The organism is Ruegeria sp. AN11, assembly GCF_056536005.1.
This window is the reverse complement of record NZ_JBQFJD010000001.1, coordinates 1,323,701-1,344,529: the sequence shown is the minus strand read 5'-3', so window position 1 is coordinate 1,344,529 and position 20,829 is coordinate 1,323,701. Positions and strand designations below refer to the sequence as shown.

The window sequence follows — 20,829 nt, the reverse complement described above, 5'->3', positions numbered from 1 at the left end:
CAAATCAATAAGGAGAGTTTATCATGAGGCGCGAAATGCAGCCAATTTGTCTTTACGACTAGCCTTCCAATGCCGCGACGCCGGGCAGGGTTTTGCCTTCCATCCACTCAAGAAACGCGCCGCCGGCGGTTGAGATGTAGGTGAAATCGCTGGCTGCCCCCGACGCATTAAGGGCGGCAACCGTGTCACCCCCACCAGCAACCGAGATCAGCTTGCCCGACCGGGTCAGCGCAGCCGCTTTAAGCGCTGCGGCGTTTGTGGCAGCGTCGAAGGGTTCCAGCTCGAAAGCACCCAGCGGGCCGTTCCAGATCAGGGTCTGGCTTTGCGCAAAGATTTCGGTGATGGCCGCGACACTTTCGGGGCCGGCATCCAGGATCATACCCTCCGGGGGGCATCCATCAGATGGCAGAACCTGATGCGGAGCATGGGCTTCGAACTTTTCGGCGACCACGATGTCGCGGGGCAGGACAATCGTGCAGCCCGACGTCTCCGCCTTTGCCAGAATTTCCGCAGCCGTGTCCTTCATCGCGGTTTCGGCCAGCGATTTCCCGACATCAATGCCCTTGGCGACAAGAAATGTGTTCGCCATACCTCCGCCAATGACCAGATAGTCGACCTTGTCGATCAGATTGCCCAGCAACTCCAGCTTGGTCGATACCTTGGCCCCACCGACAACGGCAGTGACGGGGCGTTTCGGTGAACCCAAGGCGCCTTCCAGCGCCTCAAGTTCGGCCTGCATCAGACGACCGGCGCAAGCGGGAAGCAAACGGGCAAGCGCCTCGGTCGAGCTGTGGGCGCGGTGCGCGGCGGAAAACGCGTCGTTGCAATACAGATCACCCAGGCGTGCCATACCTGCGGCCAGGTCCACATCGTTCTTGGTCTCTGCCGCATGGAAACGGGTGTTTTCCAACAGCAGCACCTGACCGGGCTTCAGTTCCTGCGCGGCCAGTTCGGCTTCGGCACCGACGCAATCGGCGGCAAACAGAACCTCGGCTCCAAAAGCAGCCTCCAGGGTCGGTACCAGCTGTTTCAGAGACAGGCTCTCGCGGCGTTCACCGCCGGGGCGTCCGAAATGGGCCAGCAGGATAGGTTTACCGCCTGCGTTCAGGATATCGCGCACGGTCGGAACGATCCGCTGAATACGGGTTGCATCGGTCACGACGCCGTCCACGACCGGAACGTTGATGTCCACGCGCACCAGCACCCGTTTGTCGCCCATGTCCATATCGTCCAGCGTTTTCCAGCTCATCGCCCAATCCTCGTCATTTTTGAACCGATCTAGGCGGTTCTTTTCCTGCATTTTGCATTCAGGTCAATGCGTCACTTGGCATTCATGCGCCCGCATCATAGGTATTTGCGCAAGATAAACGACAGGAGGGCCAAATGGCCGAGATCAAGGATCCCGAAAACACCATCATCATCGAACTGAAGGATGGCAATGTCGTCATCGAGCTTCTGCCGGACGTGGCGCCCCAACACAGTGAGCGGATGAAGGAACTGGCGCGTGCGGGCGAATACGACAACGTGGCCTTTCACCGTGTGATCGACGGTTTCATGGCGCAAACCGGCGACGTACAGCATGGCGACATGGAAGACGGGTTCAACCTGCGCATGGCAGGTACTGGCGGTTCGTCCCTGCCGAACGTTCCGGCGGAATTCTCGAAACTGCCCCACGACCGGGGAACACTGGGTGCCGCCCGGTCACAGAACCCGAACTCGGCGAATTCGCAGTTCTTCATCAACTTCAAGGACAATCATTTCCTGAACGGCCAGTACACCGTTTACGGCCGCGTTATCGAAGGCATGGAGCATGTCGACGCCATCACCCGCGGCGAGCCGCCTGCAAGCCCCGACCGGATGGTCAGCGTAAAGGTGGCGGCCGATGCATAAGCTGGCGGCAGTTTTTGCTTTGATTGCCGGCCCGGCGCTGGCAACCGGGCTTGAGATCGAAGTCGAAGGTCAAGGGGCCAATGGCACCATCACCATCGAACTGTTCGACGACGTAGCCCCCAAACATGTTGAACAGATCGCGGCGCTGGCCAGCGAAGGTCAGTATGACGGTGTGATCTTCCACCGCGTGATTGACGGGTTCATGGCACAGACGGGTGACGTGCATTTCGGCGATCAGAACTCTGATGAGTTCAACGCGGGTTTAGCCGGGCGCGGCGGTTCCAAACGTCCGGACCTGCCTGCCGAGTTTTCGGACGTGGCGTTCGATCGTGGCGTTGTAGGCATGGCGCGGGGTAATAACCCCAACAGCGCCAACTCGCAATTCTTCATCATGTTCGAGCCCGGTCCGTTTTTGGACGGCCAGTACACGGTGGTCGGAAAAGTCACGGACGGCATGGATGTTGTTGATGCGATCAAACGCGGTGAAGGGCAGAACGGGGCCGTCATAGGGCAGCCTGACGTGATGAAAAAAGTCACCGTGACCGAGTAATACCTCAATCCCGGCGCTGTTTCGCGCCGGGTTTTCCCATTCCGCTACCCATCGATAAAATCGTGGATCGCACGGTATGAGCTTCCGGCGTCTGAAACGAAGCTAAGTGGCTTACATCTTTCAATGTCAACATTGCAGCAGCAGGGATCGCATCGGCGATTGCCTGTGAAAAATCCGTCAGGATAGCCTCCTTGAATGGTGCGCCGGTTCTGACGGCCCATGATTTTGGCTGATGATGGCGACAGAATTGGGTGCCAGCGGAAGCTTCTTTACCCCGATCCGGTGCATTCAATTTTGCGTGTATCGGTCTGGTCCAAGGGGGAAAGCTGCGTCAGCATGTCAGAACGTCAAGAGGTGGGCTGATGCGCGTTCTCTTTACATGTGCGTTGATGATGTGGGCCACGGCCGCAGGAGCCGATCCTGATGAATGGCGTGCGGAATGGCCGGAGACCGATTTCAGAAAATCCGCAATAGCGAACTGGTCGGAAATCCGGCCAGGGGGTCCGCCGAAAGATGGGATTCCGGCATTGGACGATCCCGGGTTTGTCCGCGTTTCCAATGGCTCGCTTGCAGATGTCGAACCTGTGATAACTGTGGAACTGGCGGGAGCCGCGCCACGCGCCTATCCAATCCGCTATCTGATGTGGCATGAGATCGTGAACGACCTTATCGGCAGCACCCCCATCGCAGTTACATTTTGTCCGCTTTGCAACTCGGCCATCGTGTTTGATCGGCGTTTGTCCAATCGTGTGTTGAGTTTTGGCGTTACCGGTAAACTGCGTCATTCCGATATGGTGATGTATGACCGCGAAACCCAAAGCTGGTGGCAGCAGGCGACGGGTCAGGCCATTGTCGGACGCATGACAGGTCGCGAACTCAGGACTTTGCCGGTTTGGATGGAAAGCTGGGCCGATTTCAGCGCCCGCAATCCCGACGGGCTGGTGATGGCTGAACCCGCCTACAACCGCGACTATGGGCGCAACCCCTATCGGGGCTATGACACGTCGCGTCGACCGTTTCTGTACTCCGGACAAGACCCGCCGAACGGAATCCCACCGCTTGAACGGGTCGTGCGTGTGGGGGACAGGGCGTGGCCACTGACGCGCCTGAACGAAGAACATGAAGTGCAGGAAGCGGGGCTGACGATACGGTGGTCACCGGGTCAGGCCTCGGCGCTGGACACGGGACGGATAGCAAAAGGGCGTGATATCGGATCGATCCGCGTGCGGGATGACAAGGGCAGGGACGTTTTCCACGATGTCATGTTTGCCTTTGCCTTTCATGCCTTCTGGCCGAACGGGCAATGGATGGTCGGAGGCCGCCCTTAACGGCCTCCGACAGAATTCACCCTAGTCTTCCGGGGACATTACTTTCCAGATTACCGCTCCGATCGCGGCCCCGATCAGCGGCGCGACCCAGAACAGCCACAGCTGCGCCAGCGCCGGACCATCCGCAAACAGCGCCACACCAGTCGACCGCGCCGGGTTGACCGACGTATTCGTGACCGGGATCGAGATCAGGTGGATAAGAGTCAGGCTCAGACCGATGGCAATCGGGGCAAAACCCGCAGGCGCGCCGGCAGACGTCGCACCCAGAATGATCAGAATGAAGAACGCCGTCAGAACGATCTCGATGACCAGTGCGGACATCATCGAATACCCTTCGGGCGATGCATCACCGTACCCGTTCGATGCAAACCCGCCCACGCCTTCAAAACCGGGTGCACCGCTGACGATCATATACAGAACAATCGCCGCAACAATCGCGCCAACCACTTGCGCGCCCCAGTAGGGCAACAGATCCTTGGCCGGAAACCGCCCGCCAATCATAAGCCCCAGGCTGACGGCAGGGTTGAAATGTCCGCCTGAAATATGCCCGACCGTATAGGCCATTGTCAGCACGGTCAGGCCGAACGCAAACGAAACGCCCAGCCAGCCAATACCAACATCAGCTACACCTGCAGCAAGTACCGCACTGCCGCACCCGCCCAGCACCAACCAGAAGGTGCCGAAAAACTCTGCCATTAGTTTTGATGACATCAAAAGTCCTCCAGAAAACAATGATTTTCAGGTTAATTCAAAAAACACGTTTTGTGAAACTAATGAAATCGGAGAGCTTTTTTGCGAAAACGGGCCGCACTCAACAGACTGCCGAGGACGCCCTGGCTTCGCTGCTCATTCGCCTGAGCACAGCGGACGCGAAACACGCGTCGCATTGGCATCCTGAGCTGATGTTCTATTGACCGTTAGTTGCCGACTGCGGCAAGAGCATTACATCCGAGGACCGAGATATTGTGTAAATTCCTGATGAGTGTTTCTGTGACGGGACCTCGGCAGTAAGTCTTGTTCAGTCGTTTGCGATCAAGGTCAAATCTTGGATGGGTCAAAAACAAAAAATGCCACCTAGTGCAAAGCTTCCCAGGGCCCATCCGTTCGCCGGTGTCATCGAAGAAGCATATCGCGTTTTTTCCTACCCCAGGCCAACACGAACCGGCGTCTGTGAAAGATGCTGCATGGAGGCATCCATCGAAGCGGATTTCTTCAATCCGGATATTGAAGACCTGCCTCTGCACTATATTCGGGATTGGTTCTTTGCGGCATGTGATCCGAAAGGCGTCGATAAGACAATTTGGGCCTATCTCCTGCCACGTATACTGGAAGTTCTGGCATGTGATGAAGACGTCAGCTCGAACGGGCTTGAAGTCAGCCTGAGCCGGTTTGAAACCGGAAACCCGGATAACTGGTCAGCCGAGGAATGGAATGTGCTCGATCGGTTTCAGCGCCTCTTCCTGATGCGTGAGATCGACCGGCAAGGACATGATTACCTGGATGATACGATCTGTATGTTCAGCCTGGGTGGGTGGCCATTGGAAACCCTGCTGGCGCAGGTTGCGGATGTTGCCGATGACAAGCTGGTCTGCCGTTTCTGGAACGACTGGTGCGCCGGTCGCGTACCTGGTCGCGAGGCGATTTGGATCACCGCCTTTTGGCCAAGCCCGAACAACTCCAGAATATTCGACTTCTACACATCAAAAGAGATGCATCAGAGGTTTGAGAAGTTGGCTTTTGCAGACGACACCAAGGCAGAACTTGCCGAAAAGGCAATTGCAGTTGCGGGAATCATAGAAACCAATGCCACGTGGAACCAGCGTGAGACCTAGAAGGCCCAGATGCAGTCAAAGAAAAACGCCGCAGTGTTGCTGCGGCGTTTTCCAGACATTTTCTGTTTCAGCAGAGGTTACTGGCTGACTTCCGCTGCCGGGTTAGCACCCGACTTGCCGCTGCGGCCAGGGTTCAGCGGGTCGTCCTGACGCTGCACCGAACCTTCGAAATGCGCACCGCTTTCGATGGCGATGGTCTTGTGAATGATGTCGCCTTCAACCCGTGCGGTCGAAGTCAGGCGGACCTTCAGGCCGCGGACCCGGCCGACAATGCGGCCATTGATCACCACGTCATCGGCGGTCACTTCACCCTTGATGGTGGCCGTCTCGCCAATGGTCAGCAAATGGGCGCGAATATCGCCTTCGACGGTGCCTTCCACCTGGATGTCGCCGGACGTCTTGATGTTGCCTGTGATGTGCAGGTCCGACGACAGAACCGAAGCTGGTGGCTTCGGCTTGGGCGGAGTGCTGGCCTTGGTCTCCGTTGAGGTGGGTGCTGCCGGTGTTGCCGGGGCGGCCGGCTTGGCCGCTTCAGGTGCCTTGGAACCGGGCTCGTTGATTTTGCTCTTAGAAAACATTTCTCGCAGCCTTGATGTAAGTCATTGGGTTCACAGGTCTCCCGTTCGACCGCACCTCATAGTGCAGATGCGTGCCGGTTGACCGTCCGGTGCTACCCATATCAGCAATATGATCCCCGCGCGAGACCCTTTGACCGACCTTCACGCGGATCTTTGTGTTATGAGCGTAAAGTGTCTCAAGTCCGAACGCGTGCTTGATCTTAACCAGCCGCCCAAAGCCTGATTGCCAGCCCGCATGGGTGACAACGCCATCGGCCGTGGCAAAGATATCCGTGCCGTGCGGTCCGGCAAAATCTGCACCATTGTGCATGCGGCGCCCACCGGTTTTGGGGTCACGACGGGTGCCATACCCACTGGTGTATCGCACCGCGGCACGCACCGGGCTCGCAAAGGGCGCTTTTTCCGCCGCAATACGGTAGAGGTTCAACTGGTCCATCTGCTGCAGCAGACGGTTCGCGCGGATTTCTTCCGGAGATAACTCCTCACCGCGCGTGCTGAAGGATAAAGGGGTCAGCGGACCGCCCATACCGCTATATCCGCGCCGGACCTCTTCGATGATACGGTCTGTGGGCATACCTGCCTGCTGGAACATCTTATCCAGTGGCTCGACAGAAATGACCATCGCTTCTTCCAGTTGCCGGAAAATCTCGTCGCTGCGCTCCTGCATCAGGCGAATTTCCAGTTCAAGCTCGTCACGCTGATCCAACGCATCGCGGGCATTGGCGGCGATCTGATCGCGTTCCTGCGCCGTCCGCGCCAGCGCTTCGGTCATGAAATCCATTTGCGCGGGGTTCGCGGCAGCAGCCATGTAGACGTCGCCCCCATCGGTGCCCTGTTGCACTTGGGCCAACTCGGTTCGCGCCTCTTCGCGCTGCTTCATCGTCGCGCGCAACGTGGTCTGGATCACGTCGATCCCGGTTTCCAATTCGCGGCGGCGGTTTTCCGATGCCAGAAGCTCTGATTGCATTACGGAAATCTGCTCAAGCGCGGCGTTGAACCGGTCCTGCGCGGCCAATGCCTCCTGCGCGCGCGCGTCGCGTTCTTCCGAGATGATATTCAGCCGTTCCTGATATGTCGCCTGATCGCGCCTTGCCTGATCGCGGAAATTGCCCGACCCGATACTGTCCATCAGCAGGATCGCCGTGGCAACGGCGGTCCAGCCGACCATGATGGCCACACCGGCAACCGCCGCAATCTGGGTTTCGGAACTCAGCCGTATGAACCGGGTGTCCTGGTCGGATTTCAGAAAAACTCTGCGCTCGGGAAAGTGCCGCTCGAGCAGTGAGTGAATTTTGATTGCCAGACGTGTTCGCACGCGTCTTCCCTCTCTCGTCCCCATTTCCGGGATCGGTCGTGAGTGATAGCCGTCCCTTGGGCGAAGTGCATAGAGGGCCGGTTCGATTTGGGCAAGTTTGTTGACCGGAGAGACAACTTAACAGCCAGTAACGGGCCAATTGTCGGCGGGATTTTGCCTAAACAGCCGCATTGGCCCCCAGATCATGTGCTTCCCGGCAATGGCATCTCTTCAGTGAGGGGCCAGTAAAAATCCGGAGGCAGTCCCGCTTCGGCGCGTTTCTCTTCGTTGAAAGGTGGTTTCAGGGCGCCATGAAAGTAGCGCCGGACAAGCTGGTGGAACACGTCTTTTGGGTCGGCGTTTTCGCGTCCACACAGAAAATGAAACCATTTCGAGCCGTACGCCACGTGGCCGACCTCTTCGGCATAGATCACCTCAAGCGCGGCGATGGCTTCATCTGCACCAGCCTTGCGGAAGATTTCGATCATGCCCGGCGTGACGTCCAGACCACGTGCCTCCAGCACCATTGGCACCACGGCCAGCCGCCCCATCAAATCGTCGGCCGTATCTTCAGCCGCGCGCCACATTCCGGCATGGGCGGGCAGGGCGCCATAGAAACTGCCCATCTGTTCAAGGCAATCACAGACCATTTCGAAATGGCGCGACTCCTCTTCGGCGCATTTGACCCAATCGTCATAAAACCCGATCGGCATGGAGATGTGACCGAACCGGGCGATGATATCCCAGTGGAGGTCCACTGCATTCAGCTCGATATGGGCCACTGCGTGTAACAGCGCGATGCGACCGGCCTCGGAGCCGGGGCGGCGTTTGGGTACGTCGCGCGGCGACCGAAGTTCGGGCTTTTCAGGCCGTGCCGGGTTCAGAGGTGGCGTGGCGGTGCCGATTTCAATCCGCGGCGCTTCACCCTTGCGGGCAGCAAACCATGCGGCGGCATGGCGCTTGGAAAGCGCGGTCTTGGCCCGCCCATCTGCCGTGTTCAGAACTTCGGTCGCCATCGTCGTCAGCGTGTCGGACACGTGTATCCTCCGCAGTAGCCTGGTGTCGCGCGGTTGATAGACCGTATGGTCGCCTGGGTCGAGGGGGCCGAACCTAAAGTGCGCGTACAGCCTCCAGCACCTCGTCGACGTGACCGGGCACCTTGACCTTGCGCCAGACCCGGGCGATCCGACCATCAGCGTCGATCAGAAAGGTTGATCTTTCGATCCCCATGGATTTGCGCCCATACATGTTCTTTTCCACCCAGACCCCGTAGTCCTCGCAAGTGGTCGATCCCTCGTCTGACAACAGCGGTGTGGTCAGTCCATGCTTGGCGACGAATTTGTCGTGCTTGGCCACACTGTCCCTCGAGATGCCGAAAACTTGAGCGCCAGCTTCCGCAAAGCTCTGAAGTTGTTCCGAGAAACCGATGGATTCCTTGGTGCAGCCCGGCGTATCATCACGGGGGTAAAAGAATAAGACGACGGCTTGGCCGCGCAGGTCCGACAAGGTAATTTCACCGCCTCCGTCCCGTGGCAGGGCGAAATCGGGGGCTATGTCTGAAACATCGGGCATTGGAAACTCCGTTGAATTGGTCAAGTTCGGTTTAGCGGACTATAGGGCGGCACGAGCAGGTTGAAAGGTGTAGTGAACGCTTTGACGGAAAACGAAGAACAGCAGACCGGAGAGGCCAGCCAGCCTCCACGCCGGCGGTCACGTCGCCGCGCCGCCAGCCTTTGGGCGATGCGGGGTGTCGCGCTGTTGGTTCTGTTGGGTCTTTTCACCGGATTCATGGTTCTGGGCCAGACGATGCATGCGCCCGCCTGGCTGCGCGACCGGGTCGCAGAACGTCTGGAGAGGACGCTGGGCGGGCTGCAGATCCGCTTTGGGGATGTCACTTTCGTTATCCACGAAGGGTGGCGACCCAGATTGCGGCTGAGCGACGTAAGTATCAGCGATGCGGCAGGTCAGCAAATCGCACAGGTTTCTGACTTGCAGGCCAGCCTGGCGATGCGCCCCCTGTTGCGCGGTAACGTGCGGCCCAAGCGTATCATGCTCAGCGGTGCCCAGATCGACCTGACCCGAGGGCTGGACGGTGCGCTGACACTGACCGTCGGCTCCGGCAGCGCGCCGGTTCAAGAGGCGCCCGATCTGGCACAACTGATCGAGGAAGCCGACGAGATATTCCTGTCGCCGCTCCTGTCCGCTCTGACGTCGGTGGAACTGGATGCGATCACTCTGGGCTATCAGGATTTGCGCCTGGGCCGGTCCTGGGTTCTGGACGGGGGCCACATTCAGGCCATTCGCAGCGCGGAAGAGATGCGGCTTGCCACCGGGTTTTCGGTACTGACCGGGCGCGATTACGCCAGCACGATCGAGGCAAATTACACAAGTACACTGGGTTCGCCGCAGGCCAGTTTCGGCATTTCCATTACTGATCTGCCCTCCGAGGATATTGCCGGGCAAAGTCTGGCACTGTCGTGGTTGCAGGTGCTCAAGACCCCGATCTCTGGCGCGTTGCGCGGCAGTTTCGATACCGAAGGTGCTTTGGGTCCGGTGTTTGCAACGCTGAACCTCGGGGCGGGTGCTGTGCAGCCTACAGCAGATATCAAACCGATCCCGTTTGAAGCCGCGCGCACGTATTTCACCTACGATCCCAAAGGCCAGACGCTGGATTTCAACGAGGTGTCCATCGAGTCGGCATGGGGGTCCGTACATGCCGACGGCAAGGCGTTTTTGCACGGTCTGGAAAATAATGTGCTTGAAAGCCTGTCATCGCAGCTGAGGCTGAGCGCCATCCGGATCAACCCGGCCAATCTGTTTCCCAAGACGCTCGAACTGTCGCGTGCCGAGCTTGATTTCCAGATGAAGCTTGCCCCATTTCGCCTGCGACTTGGCCAAATGGTGATTGAGGATGGCAGCCACCGTTTGCTTGCGTCGGGTCGGCTGGAAGGTCTGACCGAAGGCTGGGCCGGAGGGCTGGATGCTCATCTGGATAAAATGCCGTCCGACGATCTGTTGAACTATTGGCCCGAGCATCTGGCCCCAAAACCCAGGAAATGGGTTTCCGAGAACGTCTACCAAGGCAATCTTTCGAACGTGGATTTTGCTTTGCGGCTGCAACCGGGAGCTAAGCCCGATATCTATCTGGACTTCGGGTTCAGTGAAACGACTGTCCGATTTGCAAAAACGTTGCCTCCGGTCCAGGACGCACAGGGGCAGGCAAGCCTACTGAGCGACCGGTTCACCGTGACCGCGCAAAGTGGGGTCGTGATCCCTGACGTAGGTGGGCCCGTGGACGCATCGGGCACGTCCTTCATTATTCCTGATACAGGTATCAAGAAGTCCTCTCCGGCCATCGCACGTATTCAGGCAAGCGGCAGCACAACGGCGGCCCTGTCACTGCTGGAGCGCCCACCATTGCAACTGATGAGCAAGGCAAATCTGCCGGTTGAACTGGCGGATGGCGACCTGAAGGTTGAAGGCACGCTGGCCTTGCCAATGCACAAGGGGCTGGATTTTGAGGATACCGAGTTTCATTTCATCGGTGAGCTGGGAAACCTGTTCAGCGACCGGCTGGTGCCTGGTTTCACCGTCAGCGCGGATCGTCTGACGCTGACCGGTGATCAGAACGGCATTGCCATTGAAGGTTACGGTTTGTTCGGTGCTGTGCCGGTACAGGCGCGCTGGAACCAGCCGATTGTCACCGGCGGTGCGCAGCGCAGCACCTTGAGCGGCCAGATTGAACTCTCACCCCGCCTTATGGATGAACTCAAGGCCGGCCTGCCAAACGGGATGCTGACCGGGCAGGGGACGGCCGATTTCGATTTGGGCATCGGTGGAGGAGAGCCGCCAAGGCTGACGGCGACGTCTGATCTTGTCGGCGTTGGTCTGGCGGTACCGGAACTTGGCTGGCGTAAAGCTGACGGAAGCGCGGGCACGATGGATGTCGAAGCGACGCTCGGCGATCAGTTGAAGGTGGATCAGTTGCAGATCGACGCAGCAGGGCTGCGCAGCAAGGCGTCGATTTCGTTCCGCGAAGGGGGGGCGTTCGACCGGGTCAGCTTCAGCTCGTTCGATTTGGGTGATTGGCTGGCCGTGCCTGCCGAACTGATCGCGCGCGGGGCCGGGGCCCCGGACATTCGGGTGCTGGGCGGTGTCATGAACATGGCAAAGGCAACCTTTGGCCAAAGCAGTGGCGGTGGTGGTGCAGGGGCAGGGCCAAGACTGAACGTCGCGCTGGATCGACTGCAGATCACGGAAGCCGTTGCATTGACCGGTTTCAAAGGCGCGTTTGCGACAACCGGGGGCGTCAATGGCGGTTTCACTGCACAGGTCAATGGCGGGGCGACCGTACAGGGTCAGGTCACGCCGCGCGCGGGGCGCAGCGCCGTTACCCTGAAATCACAGGACGCGGGGGCGGTTTTGCGCTCGGCCGGGGTGATAACGCAGGCGCGGGGCGGAGGATTTGACCTGCAACTTGAGCCGGTTGCAGGTCCCGGAAATTACGACGTTATCCTAAAGATCGTAGATACGCGGATCAAGGATGCGCCAGCCATGGCGGCGCTTCTGAATGCAATAAGCCTGGTGGGGCTGGTGGATGAAATGGCAGGGCAGGGCATTTTCTTTTCGGCAATCGACAGCCGGATGCGGATCACGCCGACAGAGATCAAGGTGCTCAGCGGCAGCGCGGTTGGGCCGTCGATGGGCCTGTCTTTTGACGGAAGCATTGATACTGTAGCCCAGCGACTGAATTTGCGCGGGGCGATCTCACCCATCTACCTGGTGAATGCCATCGGTAGCGTTTTGACCCGAAAGGGCGAAGGTGTTTTTGGCTTCAACTACACACTGAAGGGGCCGCTGACGAATCCCAAGGTTTCGGTGAATCCTTTGTCGGGTCTGGCGCCCCTGTTTCTGCGGGACCTGATGCGTGCCCCTGCACCCACCGTGTCGGATGGCCCGAATGCCCAGGCACCCAAGCCGGATGAGCCCAAACGCACCTACGGTTCTCCCCCAAAAGATCATTGAACGCAACTGTGGCCGAATCTATCGCGGCCTTGTATGGCGCGGCCATGAAACTCAGCGATTTTGATTTCCATCTGCCCGAAGACCTGATTGCCACGCGGCCCGCCAGCCCGCGTTCCTCGGCCCGTTTGCTGGTGGCGCAGGGGGATTCAATTTCTGACGGGCATGTGTTCGATCTGCCCGATTGGTTGCAGCCCGGCGACAGGCTGGTACTGAACGATACGCGCGTGATCCCCGCACGCCTGAACGGACACCGCCATCGCGACAGCGCGCAGGGGCCGGTATCGGCCGCGATCCAGGCGACTTTGCTGGATCCGCAGTCCGATGGCACATGGTCCGCTTTGGTCAAACCGTTGAAGAAGGTGAAGCCGGGTGAGGAAATCCGCTTCTCGGACCAACTGAGCGCGACGCTGGAGACCGTCGCAGACGGACAGGCCTTTTTACGCTTCAACCTGACGGGCCAGGATTTCGATGCGGCGCTTGAACAGGCCGGTGCGATGCCTTTGCCCCCTTACATTGCAGCGAAACGTCCGGCGGACGATCAAGACAAGACCGATTATCAGACGATCTGGGCCAGAAATTCGGGCGCGGTGGCCGCGCCGACCGCGTCGTTGCATTTCGATGAACCCTTGATGCAGGCGCTGGCGGACCGGGGTGTTTCGATCACTCATGTCACTCTGCATGTCGGGGCCGGAACCTTCCTGCCAGTCAAGGTCGAGGATGTCAAAACCCACAAGATGCATGCAGAATGGGGCAGGGTCAGTGCCGAAGCCGCCGCCGATATCCGGGCGACCAAAGCCGCGGGCGGGCGGGTCATTCCTGTGGGAACCACTGCATTGCGTCTGATCGAAAGCGCGGCCCGAAATGGCGAGATCGAAGCCTGGGAAGGGGATACGGATATCTTCATTTATCCCGGCTTTCGTTTTAACGTCACAGATGCGCTGATGACCAACTTCCACTTGCCGAAATCCACTTTGTTGATGCTGGTTTCGGCCCTGATGGGACAGGATCGGATGCGCAAGGTCTACGCGAACGCAATCGCCCGGAAGTATCGCTTCTTTTCGTACGGAGACGCGTCGCTTTTAATCCCGTGAATGGCGCGTTCGCTGGATCAGGCGCTGGCAATATCATAGACAAGCACGATCAGAGTGTTTTTTGATCTGACTGCGGTGCGGACAGATAGATTGGCAATTTTCGGAGGCCCCGATGCTTCAGGTTCTTTCCAGCGCATGGGCGCTTCTTCTCGGTATGGGGTTGCTGATGATCGGCAACGGCCTGCAGGGTACAATCCTGGGTGTCCGCGGCGAAATCGAAGGGTTCTCGACCCTCGAGATGTCCTTTGTTATGTCGGCATACTTCCTTGGATTTCTGGGTGGGTCCCGTCTGGCGCCAGAAATGATCCGGCGAGTTGGCCATGTACGTGTTTTTGCGGCGCTGGCCTCGTTCATCTCGGCTGTGATGATCATGTACCCGATGCTGACCGATCCGATCGCCTGGATTCTCGGGCGCGTCGTAATCGGTTTCTGCTTTTCCGGTGTTTATGTGACCGCTGAAAGCTGGCTGAACAACGCGGCCAGCAATGAAAACCGCGGGCAGGCGCTGTCGCTGTATATGATTGTGCAGATGGCGGGGATCATCAGTGCTCAGGCCCTTATGCTGGTCGGCGACCCGGCAGGCTATGAGACATTCGTGATCGCATCGATCCTTGTTTCGGTCTCCTTTGCGCCCATCTTGCTGTCGATTTCACCAACCCCGGCATTTGACACCGCCAAACCCATGACGTTGCTTCAGCTAATGGGGATATCACCCCTGGGCTGCGTGGGCATGTTCCTGCTGGGTGGCGTCTTTTCAGCTCAGTTCGGCATGGCCGCCGTTTACGGCGCGCGGGCAGGGCTTTCGCTGGTCGAAATCTCGACCTTTGTCGCCTCGTTTTATATCGGCGCGATGGTACTGCAATACCCGTTGGGTTGGTTTTCCGACCGTATGGACCGGCGTGTGCTGATCCTTGTCGTCGCAACGCTGGGTGGCTGCGGGTCAACAGTGGCCATGCTTTTCGGCGTATCGTTTCCAATCCTTCTGGGCGCGGCCTTCCTGATCGGCGGAATGTCCAACCCGCTTTATTCCCTGCTGATTGCCCACACGAACGACTTCTTGGACCACGATGACATGCCCGCCGCATCCGGCGGTCTGGTGTTTATCAACGGGCTTGGAGCAATTGCAGGCCCGCTGATCACCGGTTGGCTGATGGGCGATGCGATCTTCGGGCCACCGGGCTTTTTTCTGTTTATTGCCGCACTGTTATTCGTGATGGCCTTCTATTCGCTATACCGTATGACACAGCGCGCTTCTGTACCGGTCGACGAAACTGGCACCATGTCGACCCTTTACCCGACGGCTTCGCCTGTGGCGTTTGAATTGGCGCAGGAGGTTGCCATCGAAGCCGCCGAAGCCGAGCAGGCTGAGCGGGTTGATGCCTAGGACACAGATTTATGTCGCAAGTGTTGCAATATGTTACTGTAACACTTCTGTAAAACGGCCTTAAATGACGTTACGTCCCTGGGGAGGACAATGCACGGAGTGACGGCAATGGTTACGCCTGAAGAAGTATTGAGTTTTTGGTTAGATGAAGTTGGCCCCGAAGGATGGTATATTCAGGATGACGCGCTGGACGCGAAAATCCGGGACAAGTTCTTAAAAACCTGGGAAGCCGCGAAAGAGGGCAAGTTTTCTCTTTGGCTCACCTATCCCAGCGGTGCTTTGGCCTACATCATTTTGACGGACCAGTTCCCGCGAAACATGTTCCGGGGCTCTGGCAAGGCATTCTCGACGGATCGTGCAGCGCTGGCGGCTGCGAAATGTTCGGTCGACAAAGGCTGGGATCTGAAGATTGATGAACCCGCCCGGCAGTTCTTTTATCTTCCGATGATGCATTCGGAAAATCTGTGTGATCAGGAACGGTGTGTACGCCTGATTTGTCAGAACCTCAGCGAATGCAACCCGGGCAACCTGTTGCACGCGCGCGCGCATCGCGAAGTTATCCGCAAGTTTGGTCGCTTTCCCTATCGCAACGAAGCGTTGTCGCGGCAGATGACGGAACATGAGGCCGCTTATGTAAGCAAAGGTGGCTACGGGTCCACCGTTCGCGAATTGCAGGCCGCAAGCTAGGACGCAGGCTTACACTCACGGATCGCGATGACTCTGTCGGCGATAGCGTCGGCAGATGTATGAATTGCATTGTTGATCAAATCGTCCGGGGACTCTGACAGATCAGTGAAGCGCTCCTGAACCAATTGCAGACGATCCTGTGTTTCTTGCAACCGATCCAGTGCGGTTGTCACGCGTAGTTTTACTGCGCTATCCAGAACGTCACCATTTACATGGATCAGTGTCAGTTCATCCCGCAACCCCTTGATCTCATCCCTGATACCTTGTGCCTGTTCCTGCAGGGGCGCCACGACCTGCAGCTTTTCAGCAAACCCGGTTGTTATCCCTTCGAGGGTTGAAGCCAGTTTCCATCCCAAAAACAGGCACAGCGCCAGCAGAAGCAAAGTCGCGTTCAGCAGGGCAAGTACAAGATCTTTAAGCGTTTTGGCCATGAGGCATCTTTCTATAGAAGCTTGATCAGGAAAGGCCGGAGAACTCCGCCGCTTTTGTTCTAACGCCCGTTCTTCCGTCGGTATAGGCAGAAATCCGCGCCTTTCGATTTGGGTGACCTTGCGTCGCTTTTGTCGCGGAGACGGTATATTGATGCATTGCGGAGAATAGTTTAATGGTAAACTAATTTTCAATCGACCTGCGCCGAGAGGAACACATGGCAGCACAATCTTTTGATCTGATCGTAATCGGTGCCGGTCCCGGCGGATATGTCGCTGCCATTCGCGGCGCACAGCTGGGTCTGAAAACCGCTGTTGTCGAACGTGAACATTTGGGGGGAATCTGCCTGAACTGGGGATGTATCCCGACAAAGGCGCTGCTGCGGTCTTCCGAAGTTTTCCACCTGATGGAACGCGCGAAGGATTTCGGCCTGAGCGCAGATAAGGTCGGCTATGACCTCGACGCGGTTGTCAAACGCTCGCGCGGAGTTGCAGCCCAACTGTCGGGCGGAATTGGACATCTTCTGAAGAAAAACAAAGTCACCGTCGTGATGGGTGAGGCAACAATCCCTGCCAAAGGGAAAGTCAGCGTCAAAACCGACAAGGGGACCGAGGAACTGACCGCCAAGAATATCGTCCTGGCCACCGGTGCCCGTGCGCGCGAACTGCCGGGCCTCGAGGCCGACGGCGATCTGGTCTGGACATACAAGCATGCGCTGCAACCACCGCGGATGCCGAAAAAGTTGCTGGTCATTGGTTCCGGCGCAATTGGCATCGAATTTGCCAGCTTCTACAACACGTTGGGTGCCGACACGACCGTAGTTGAAGTCATGGATCGGGTTCTGCCGGTTGAAGACGCGGAAATCAGCGGTCTGGCGAAGAAGGCATTTACCAAGCAGGGCATGAAGATCATGGAAAAAGCCATGGTCAAGCAACTGGATCGCGCGAAGGGTAAAGTCACGGCCCATATCGAGGTCAAGGGCAAGGTCGAAAAGCACGATTTTGATACCGTGATTTCTGCCGTGGGCATTGTCGGAAATGTTGAAGGCCTGGGGCTCGAGGCGCTGGGCGTCAAAATTGACCGAACCCATGTTGTGACGGATGAATATTGCCGCACCGGAGTCGATGGTCTTTATGCGATTGGTGATATCGCCGGTGCGCCCTGGCTGGCGCACAAGGCCAGTCACGAAGGTGTCATGGTCGCAGACTTGATCGCAGGTCAGCACGCACACCCGGTGAAACCTGAGAGCATTGCGGGATGCACCTATTGCCAGCCGCAGGTTGCATCTGTCGGCTATTCTGAAGCCAAGGCAAAGGAACTTGGGTATGACGTAAAAGTCGGCCGCTTCCCCTTCATCGGCAACGGCAAAGCCATCGCTTTGGGTGAACCGGAAGGTCTGATCAAGACCGTATTCGATGCCAAAACGGGTGAGTTGCTGGGGGCCCATATGATCGGCGCGGAAGTTACCGAACTGATCCAGGGCTATGTTGTGGGGCGTCAGTTGGAGACCACGGAAGAAGATTTGATGAACACGGTCTTCCCGCATCCGACCCTGTCAGAAATGATGCATGAGAGCGTTCTCGATGCCTATGGGCGTGTAATCCACATGTAGCGCATCAGGGGGCGCTGCCCCCGCCGCCCTATAGGCGACTCCCACGGGATATTTTGAGCCAGATGAATGAAGGATCCCCTGTTCATCTGGCCCCAAATATCCCGGAGCGCGAGGCAGAGCCTCGCCTAAAACCGGTTCAGCGGGTCAGGGCGTCAAGAATACGGGCCCATGAGCGGATGCCTTTGTGAAAGCTTTTCACATCGTATTTTTCATTCGGTGAGTGAATAGCATCATCGTCATTGGCATACCCGACCAGCATCGAATCCAATCCCAAAACCGTATCGAAATAGCCAACCACAGGGATCGATCCGCCCATGCCGGTGAAGACCGCTTCGCGATCCCATTCATCCGAAAGCGCGCCGCGCGCCGCTTCGAATTCAGGGCGGTCAAGGTTCATGACCGAAGCAGGGGATCCTTCCAGATCGTTGTCCCAGATAACTTTGGCATCGGGTGACAGGCGGTCTTCGACATGTTTGCGGATTTTGTTGCGCAACGCGTCAGGGTCCATGTCGCCCACCAGACGGCAGGTGATTTTGCAATGCGCCTCGGACGGGATAACGGTTTTCGATCCCGCGCCGTTGTAGCCCCCCCACAACCCGTTCACCTCAAGCGTTGGGCGCGCCCATTGCTGTTCCAGCGTGGAATAACCCTTTTCGCCATGCGGCTGTGTGTACCCGACCGAGTTCAGGTATTCGGCTTCGTCAAATCCGCAGCCCTCCCACTGGCGCAACTGTTCGGCGGGAACTTCGTGGACGCCCTCATAGAAGCCATCAACCGCAATGCGTCCAGTTTCATCGTCATAGAAAGAGGCGACGATTTTCGACAGCTCCCGCAAAGGATTCAGGCCCGGGCCGCCATAGTGGCCCGAGTGCAGATCGATGCGGGGGCCGACGATGGTGAATTCGTCTTTCAGCATTCCGCGCAGCTGCGATGCAATCGAAGGCACACCGCGCGATACCATGGATGTGTCGCAAACCAGGGCCAGGTCAGCCCGCAATTCCTTTTTGTTGGCCTCAAGGAACGGCACCAGCGATGGCGATCCAGACTCCTCTTCACCCTCGAAAAAGAATGTTATGCGGCAGGGCAGTTTCCCGTGAACCGCTTTCCAGGCGCGGCAAGCTTCGACAAAGGTCATCAACTGGCCCTTGTCGTCCGAAGAGCCGCGCCCGCGAATGACCTGACCATGTTCGGTGTCTTCCAGCGCCGGGTCGAAGGGATCGCGGTTCCAGAGGTTCAGCGGGTCGACCGGCTGCACATCATAGTGACCATAGAAAAGAACATGCGGGGCGTCATTGTCGTCACCAACATGACCGACAACCATGGGGTGACCAGGTGTCACGCGTTTTTCGGCGTCGATACCGATACTTTGCAGGTCGGATACCAGCCAGTCTGCCGCCTGATCGACCTTTTCCTTGAAGGCCGGGTCTGTCGAGATCGAGGGGATGCGAAGAAACTCCATCAGACGGTCGATAGAAGTGGTCAGATCGTCGTCGATCCTGCTCAGAACAGCGTCAAGCGGCATTGCTTTCTCCTGAATGGTTGTGAATTTGCGCGGAGCCTACCAGTGCTGGCCGCGCCGTCCAGTGTGTATCGACGGGAATTTGGTCTATACTGATGAAATCGAAGTGCCAAACACGGCGGCCTGCGTCGTTTCCTCGCGTCTGATGGCCGTAACTTTACTTGTCTGCCGTTGTGATAGGGGATAGTTGATGCAAATCAAAGTGGCCCGCCCCGCAACACGGATAGGCAGACGGGGTAGGAACCTGGCCGCTATGGCCTGAAAAGGTGCCAGTTGATAAAGTAAGTTACCCGGTTGTGGACGACCAGATCGGGGTGCAAGGAGAGACCGGTGGATTATACAGCTCAGCTCGATTCAGCGATTGCCAGGCTACATGAAGAAGGGCGCTACCGGACCTTTATCGACATCGAGCGTCGCAAGGGCCATTTTCCCCATGCTGTACGCACTTGCCCGGATGGCTCGCAGCAAAACATCACTGTTTGGTGCGGCAACGATTATCTGGGGATGGGCCAGCACCCGGTCGTTCTGGACGCCATGCACGAGGCGGTGGATGCAGCCGGAGCAGGCTCGGGCGGAACGCGCAACATTTCAGGCACGACGGTCTACCACAAACGGCTGGAAGCTGAACTGGCTGACCTGCACGGCAAGGAAGCTGCGCTGCTGTTTACCAGTGCTTATATCGCCAACGATGCGACGCTCAGCACGCTGCCGAAACTGTTCCCCGGTCTGATCATCTATTCCGATGCGCTGAACCATGCCTCGATGATCGAAGGCGTGCGCCGCAACGGCGGGGCCAAGCGGATCTTCCGTCACAACGACGTCGCACATCTGCGTGAGCTGCTGGAGGCTGACGACCCGGCCGCGCCCAAGCTGATTGCATTCGAATCCGTATATTCAATGGACGGCGATTTTGGCCCCATCGAAGAAATCTGCGATCTGGCCGATGAATTCGGCGCGCTGACCTATATCGACGAAGTGCATGCGGTTGGCATGTACGGCCCGCGCGGCGGTGGCGTGACCGAGCGTGATCGCCTGGCGCATCGCATCGACATTATCAATGGAACGCTCGCCAAGGCTTATGGTGTGATGGGTGGGTATATCGCCGCCAGCGCAAAAATGTGCGATGCCGTGCGTTCTTATGCGCCGGGCTTCATCTTCACCACCTCTCTGCCGCCTGCGGTTGCAGCCGGGGCGGCGGCTTCGGTCGCTTATCTCAAGCGGGCGCCCGAACTGCGCGAACAGCATCAGACGCAGGCAAGCATCCTCAAGCTGCGGCTTAAGGGGCTTGGTCTGCCATTGATCGATCACGGCAGTCACATTGTTCCGGTGATTGTCGGAAATCCGGTACACACGAAAAAGCTGAGCGATATGCTGTTGGACGATTACGGCATTTATGTGCAGCCAATCAATTTCCCAACTGTCCCCCGTGGAACCGAGCGTCTTCGGTTTACCCCTTCTCCAGTGCATGGTCCGAACGAAATGGACCGCCTTGTACACGCTATGGACGAACTTTGGTCACATTGTGCGCTAAATCGCGCCGAACTTGCAGGTTAATCTAACACCAAAGTGTGCAACGTGTTTGACGCGTGTTAAGCTAACGGCAACAAAAG

At 57.9% G+C, this 20,829-nt stretch carries 18 protein-coding genes; 10 read left to right on the top strand and 8 right to left on the bottom strand.

The features are described 5' to 3' along the window. Positions 1-58: 58 nt before the first annotated feature. On the bottom strand, positions 59-1,249 hold the full coding sequence (locus ACR3EQ_RS06605; RefSeq protein ID WP_170610301.1) for a phosphoglycerate kinase: 1,191 nt from the start codon (positions 1,247-1,249) through the stop codon (positions 59-61). A gap of 134 nt (positions 1,250-1,383) precedes the next feature. Between ACR3EQ_RS06605 and ACR3EQ_RS06600 the strand changes: the two genes are divergently transcribed. From ACR3EQ_RS06600 to ACR3EQ_RS06590, 3 genes are all read left to right on the top strand, one after another. After that, positions 1,384-1,890, top strand: a complete 507-nt coding sequence (locus ACR3EQ_RS06600; RefSeq protein WP_170610303.1) for a peptidylprolyl isomerase — start codon at positions 1,384-1,386, stop codon at positions 1,888-1,890. After that, entirely contained in the window at positions 1,883-2,440 is a 558-nt protein-coding gene (locus ACR3EQ_RS06595; protein ID WP_480490147.1) for a peptidylprolyl isomerase, read from the top strand. The genes ACR3EQ_RS06600 and ACR3EQ_RS06595 overlap by 8 nt, the downstream gene beginning before the upstream one ends. 362 nt (positions 2,441-2,802) lie before the next feature. Next, positions 2,803-3,768, top strand: a complete 966-nt coding sequence (locus ACR3EQ_RS06590) for a DUF3179 domain-containing protein (RefSeq protein WP_480490145.1) — start codon at positions 2,803-2,805, stop codon at positions 3,766-3,768. 21 nt (positions 3,769-3,789) lie between these two features. Here the strand turns inward: ACR3EQ_RS06590 and aqpZ are convergent, their stop codons facing one another. Then, a complete protein-coding gene (gene aqpZ / locus ACR3EQ_RS06585; protein ID WP_480490144.1) occupies positions 3,790-4,479 on the bottom strand; it encodes an aquaporin Z in 690 nt (229 codons plus the stop codon). A gap of 473 nt (positions 4,480-4,952) precedes the next feature. Between aqpZ and ACR3EQ_RS06580 the strand changes: the two genes are divergently transcribed. Next, positions 4,953-5,600, top strand: coding sequence for a hypothetical protein (locus ACR3EQ_RS06580; RefSeq protein ID WP_480490142.1), 648 nt, complete (start codon positions 4,953-4,955; stop codon positions 5,598-5,600). A gap of 77 nt (positions 5,601-5,677) precedes the next feature. On the opposite strand, the gene ACR3EQ_RS06575 is transcribed toward ACR3EQ_RS06580, so the two are convergent. The 4 genes from ACR3EQ_RS06575 to ACR3EQ_RS06560 all read right to left on the bottom strand — a co-directional run bounded on the left by ACR3EQ_RS06575 (position 5,678) and on the right by ACR3EQ_RS06560 (position 9,044). After that, the gene (locus ACR3EQ_RS06575; protein WP_170610317.1) at positions 5,678-6,178 is read right to left on the bottom strand and encodes a bactofilin family protein; all 501 of its coding nucleotides are present in this window, start codon (positions 6,176-6,178) and stop codon (positions 5,678-5,680) included. Next, positions 6,168-7,493, bottom strand: a complete 1,326-nt coding sequence (locus ACR3EQ_RS06570) for a DUF5930 domain-containing protein (RefSeq protein ID WP_170610319.1) — start codon at positions 7,491-7,493, stop codon at positions 6,168-6,170. The genes ACR3EQ_RS06575 and ACR3EQ_RS06570 overlap by 11 nt, the downstream gene beginning before the upstream one ends. A gap of 182 nt (positions 7,494-7,675) precedes the next feature. Continuing rightward, positions 7,676-8,488, bottom strand: coding sequence for a ferritin-like domain-containing protein (locus tag ACR3EQ_RS06565; protein ID WP_170610934.1), 813 nt, complete (start codon positions 8,486-8,488; stop codon positions 7,676-7,678). A 94-nt stretch (positions 8,489-8,582) separates the two neighbouring features. After that, the gene (locus ACR3EQ_RS06560) at positions 8,583-9,044 is read right to left on the bottom strand and encodes a peroxiredoxin (protein ID WP_170610321.1); all 462 of its coding nucleotides are present in this window, start codon (positions 9,042-9,044) and stop codon (positions 8,583-8,585) included. A gap of 72 nt (positions 9,045-9,116) precedes the next feature. On the opposite strand from ACR3EQ_RS06560, the gene ACR3EQ_RS06555 reads away from it, so the two are divergent. The 4 genes from ACR3EQ_RS06555 (at position 9,117) to ACR3EQ_RS06540 (ending at position 15,659) form a co-directional block, all read left to right on the top strand. Next, positions 9,117-12,497, top strand: a complete 3,381-nt coding sequence (locus ACR3EQ_RS06555) for a YhdP family protein (protein ID WP_480490140.1) — start codon at positions 9,117-9,119, stop codon at positions 12,495-12,497. Positions 12,498-12,541: 44 nt separating this feature from the next. Next, positions 12,542-13,588: a tRNA preQ1(34) S-adenosylmethionine ribosyltransferase-isomerase QueA gene (gene queA, locus ACR3EQ_RS06550; RefSeq protein ID WP_170610938.1), complete on the top strand. Its 1,047-nt coding sequence runs from the start codon at positions 12,542-12,544 to the stop codon at positions 13,586-13,588. Positions 13,589-13,700: 112 nt separating this feature from the next. Then, complete coding sequence (locus ACR3EQ_RS06545; protein ID WP_170610327.1) at positions 13,701-14,972, top strand: MFS transporter; 1,272 nt, start codon at positions 13,701-13,703, stop codon at positions 14,970-14,972. Positions 14,973-15,080: 108 nt separating this feature from the next. Beyond that, positions 15,081-15,659 carry a DUF924 family protein gene (locus ACR3EQ_RS06540; protein ID WP_170610329.1) on the top strand — a complete coding sequence of 193 codons (579 nt, stop codon included), beginning with the start codon at positions 15,081-15,083 and terminating at the stop codon, positions 15,657-15,659. Here ACR3EQ_RS06540 and ACR3EQ_RS06535 read toward each other — a convergent pair. Then, complete coding sequence (locus tag ACR3EQ_RS06535; RefSeq protein ID WP_170610332.1) at positions 15,656-16,090, bottom strand: hypothetical protein; 435 nt, start codon at positions 16,088-16,090, stop codon at positions 15,656-15,658. The two genes, ACR3EQ_RS06540 and ACR3EQ_RS06535, sit on opposite strands and share 4 nt — an antisense overlap. A 215-nt stretch (positions 16,091-16,305) precedes the next feature. On the opposite strand from ACR3EQ_RS06535, the gene lpdA reads away from it, so the two are divergent. Further along, positions 16,306-17,700 carry a dihydrolipoyl dehydrogenase gene (lpdA, locus tag ACR3EQ_RS06530; protein ID WP_170610335.1) on the top strand — a complete coding sequence of 465 codons (1,395 nt, stop codon included), beginning with the start codon at positions 16,306-16,308 and terminating at the stop codon, positions 17,698-17,700. Positions 17,701-17,836: 136 nt separating this feature from the next. Here the strand turns inward: lpdA and ACR3EQ_RS06525 are convergent, their stop codons facing one another. Next, the gene (locus tag ACR3EQ_RS06525) at positions 17,837-19,222 is read right to left on the bottom strand and encodes a dipeptidase (protein ID WP_480490137.1); all 1,386 of its coding nucleotides are present in this window, start codon (positions 19,220-19,222) and stop codon (positions 17,837-17,839) included. 327 nt (positions 19,223-19,549) lie between these two features. Here ACR3EQ_RS06525 and hemA point away from each other — a divergent pair, with 327 nt between their 5' ends. Further along, positions 19,550-20,773 carry a 5-aminolevulinate synthase gene (hemA, locus tag ACR3EQ_RS06520; protein WP_170610341.1) on the top strand — a complete coding sequence of 408 codons (1,224 nt, stop codon included), beginning with the start codon at positions 19,550-19,552 and terminating at the stop codon, positions 20,771-20,773. Positions 20,774-20,829: the final 56 nt, after the last annotated feature.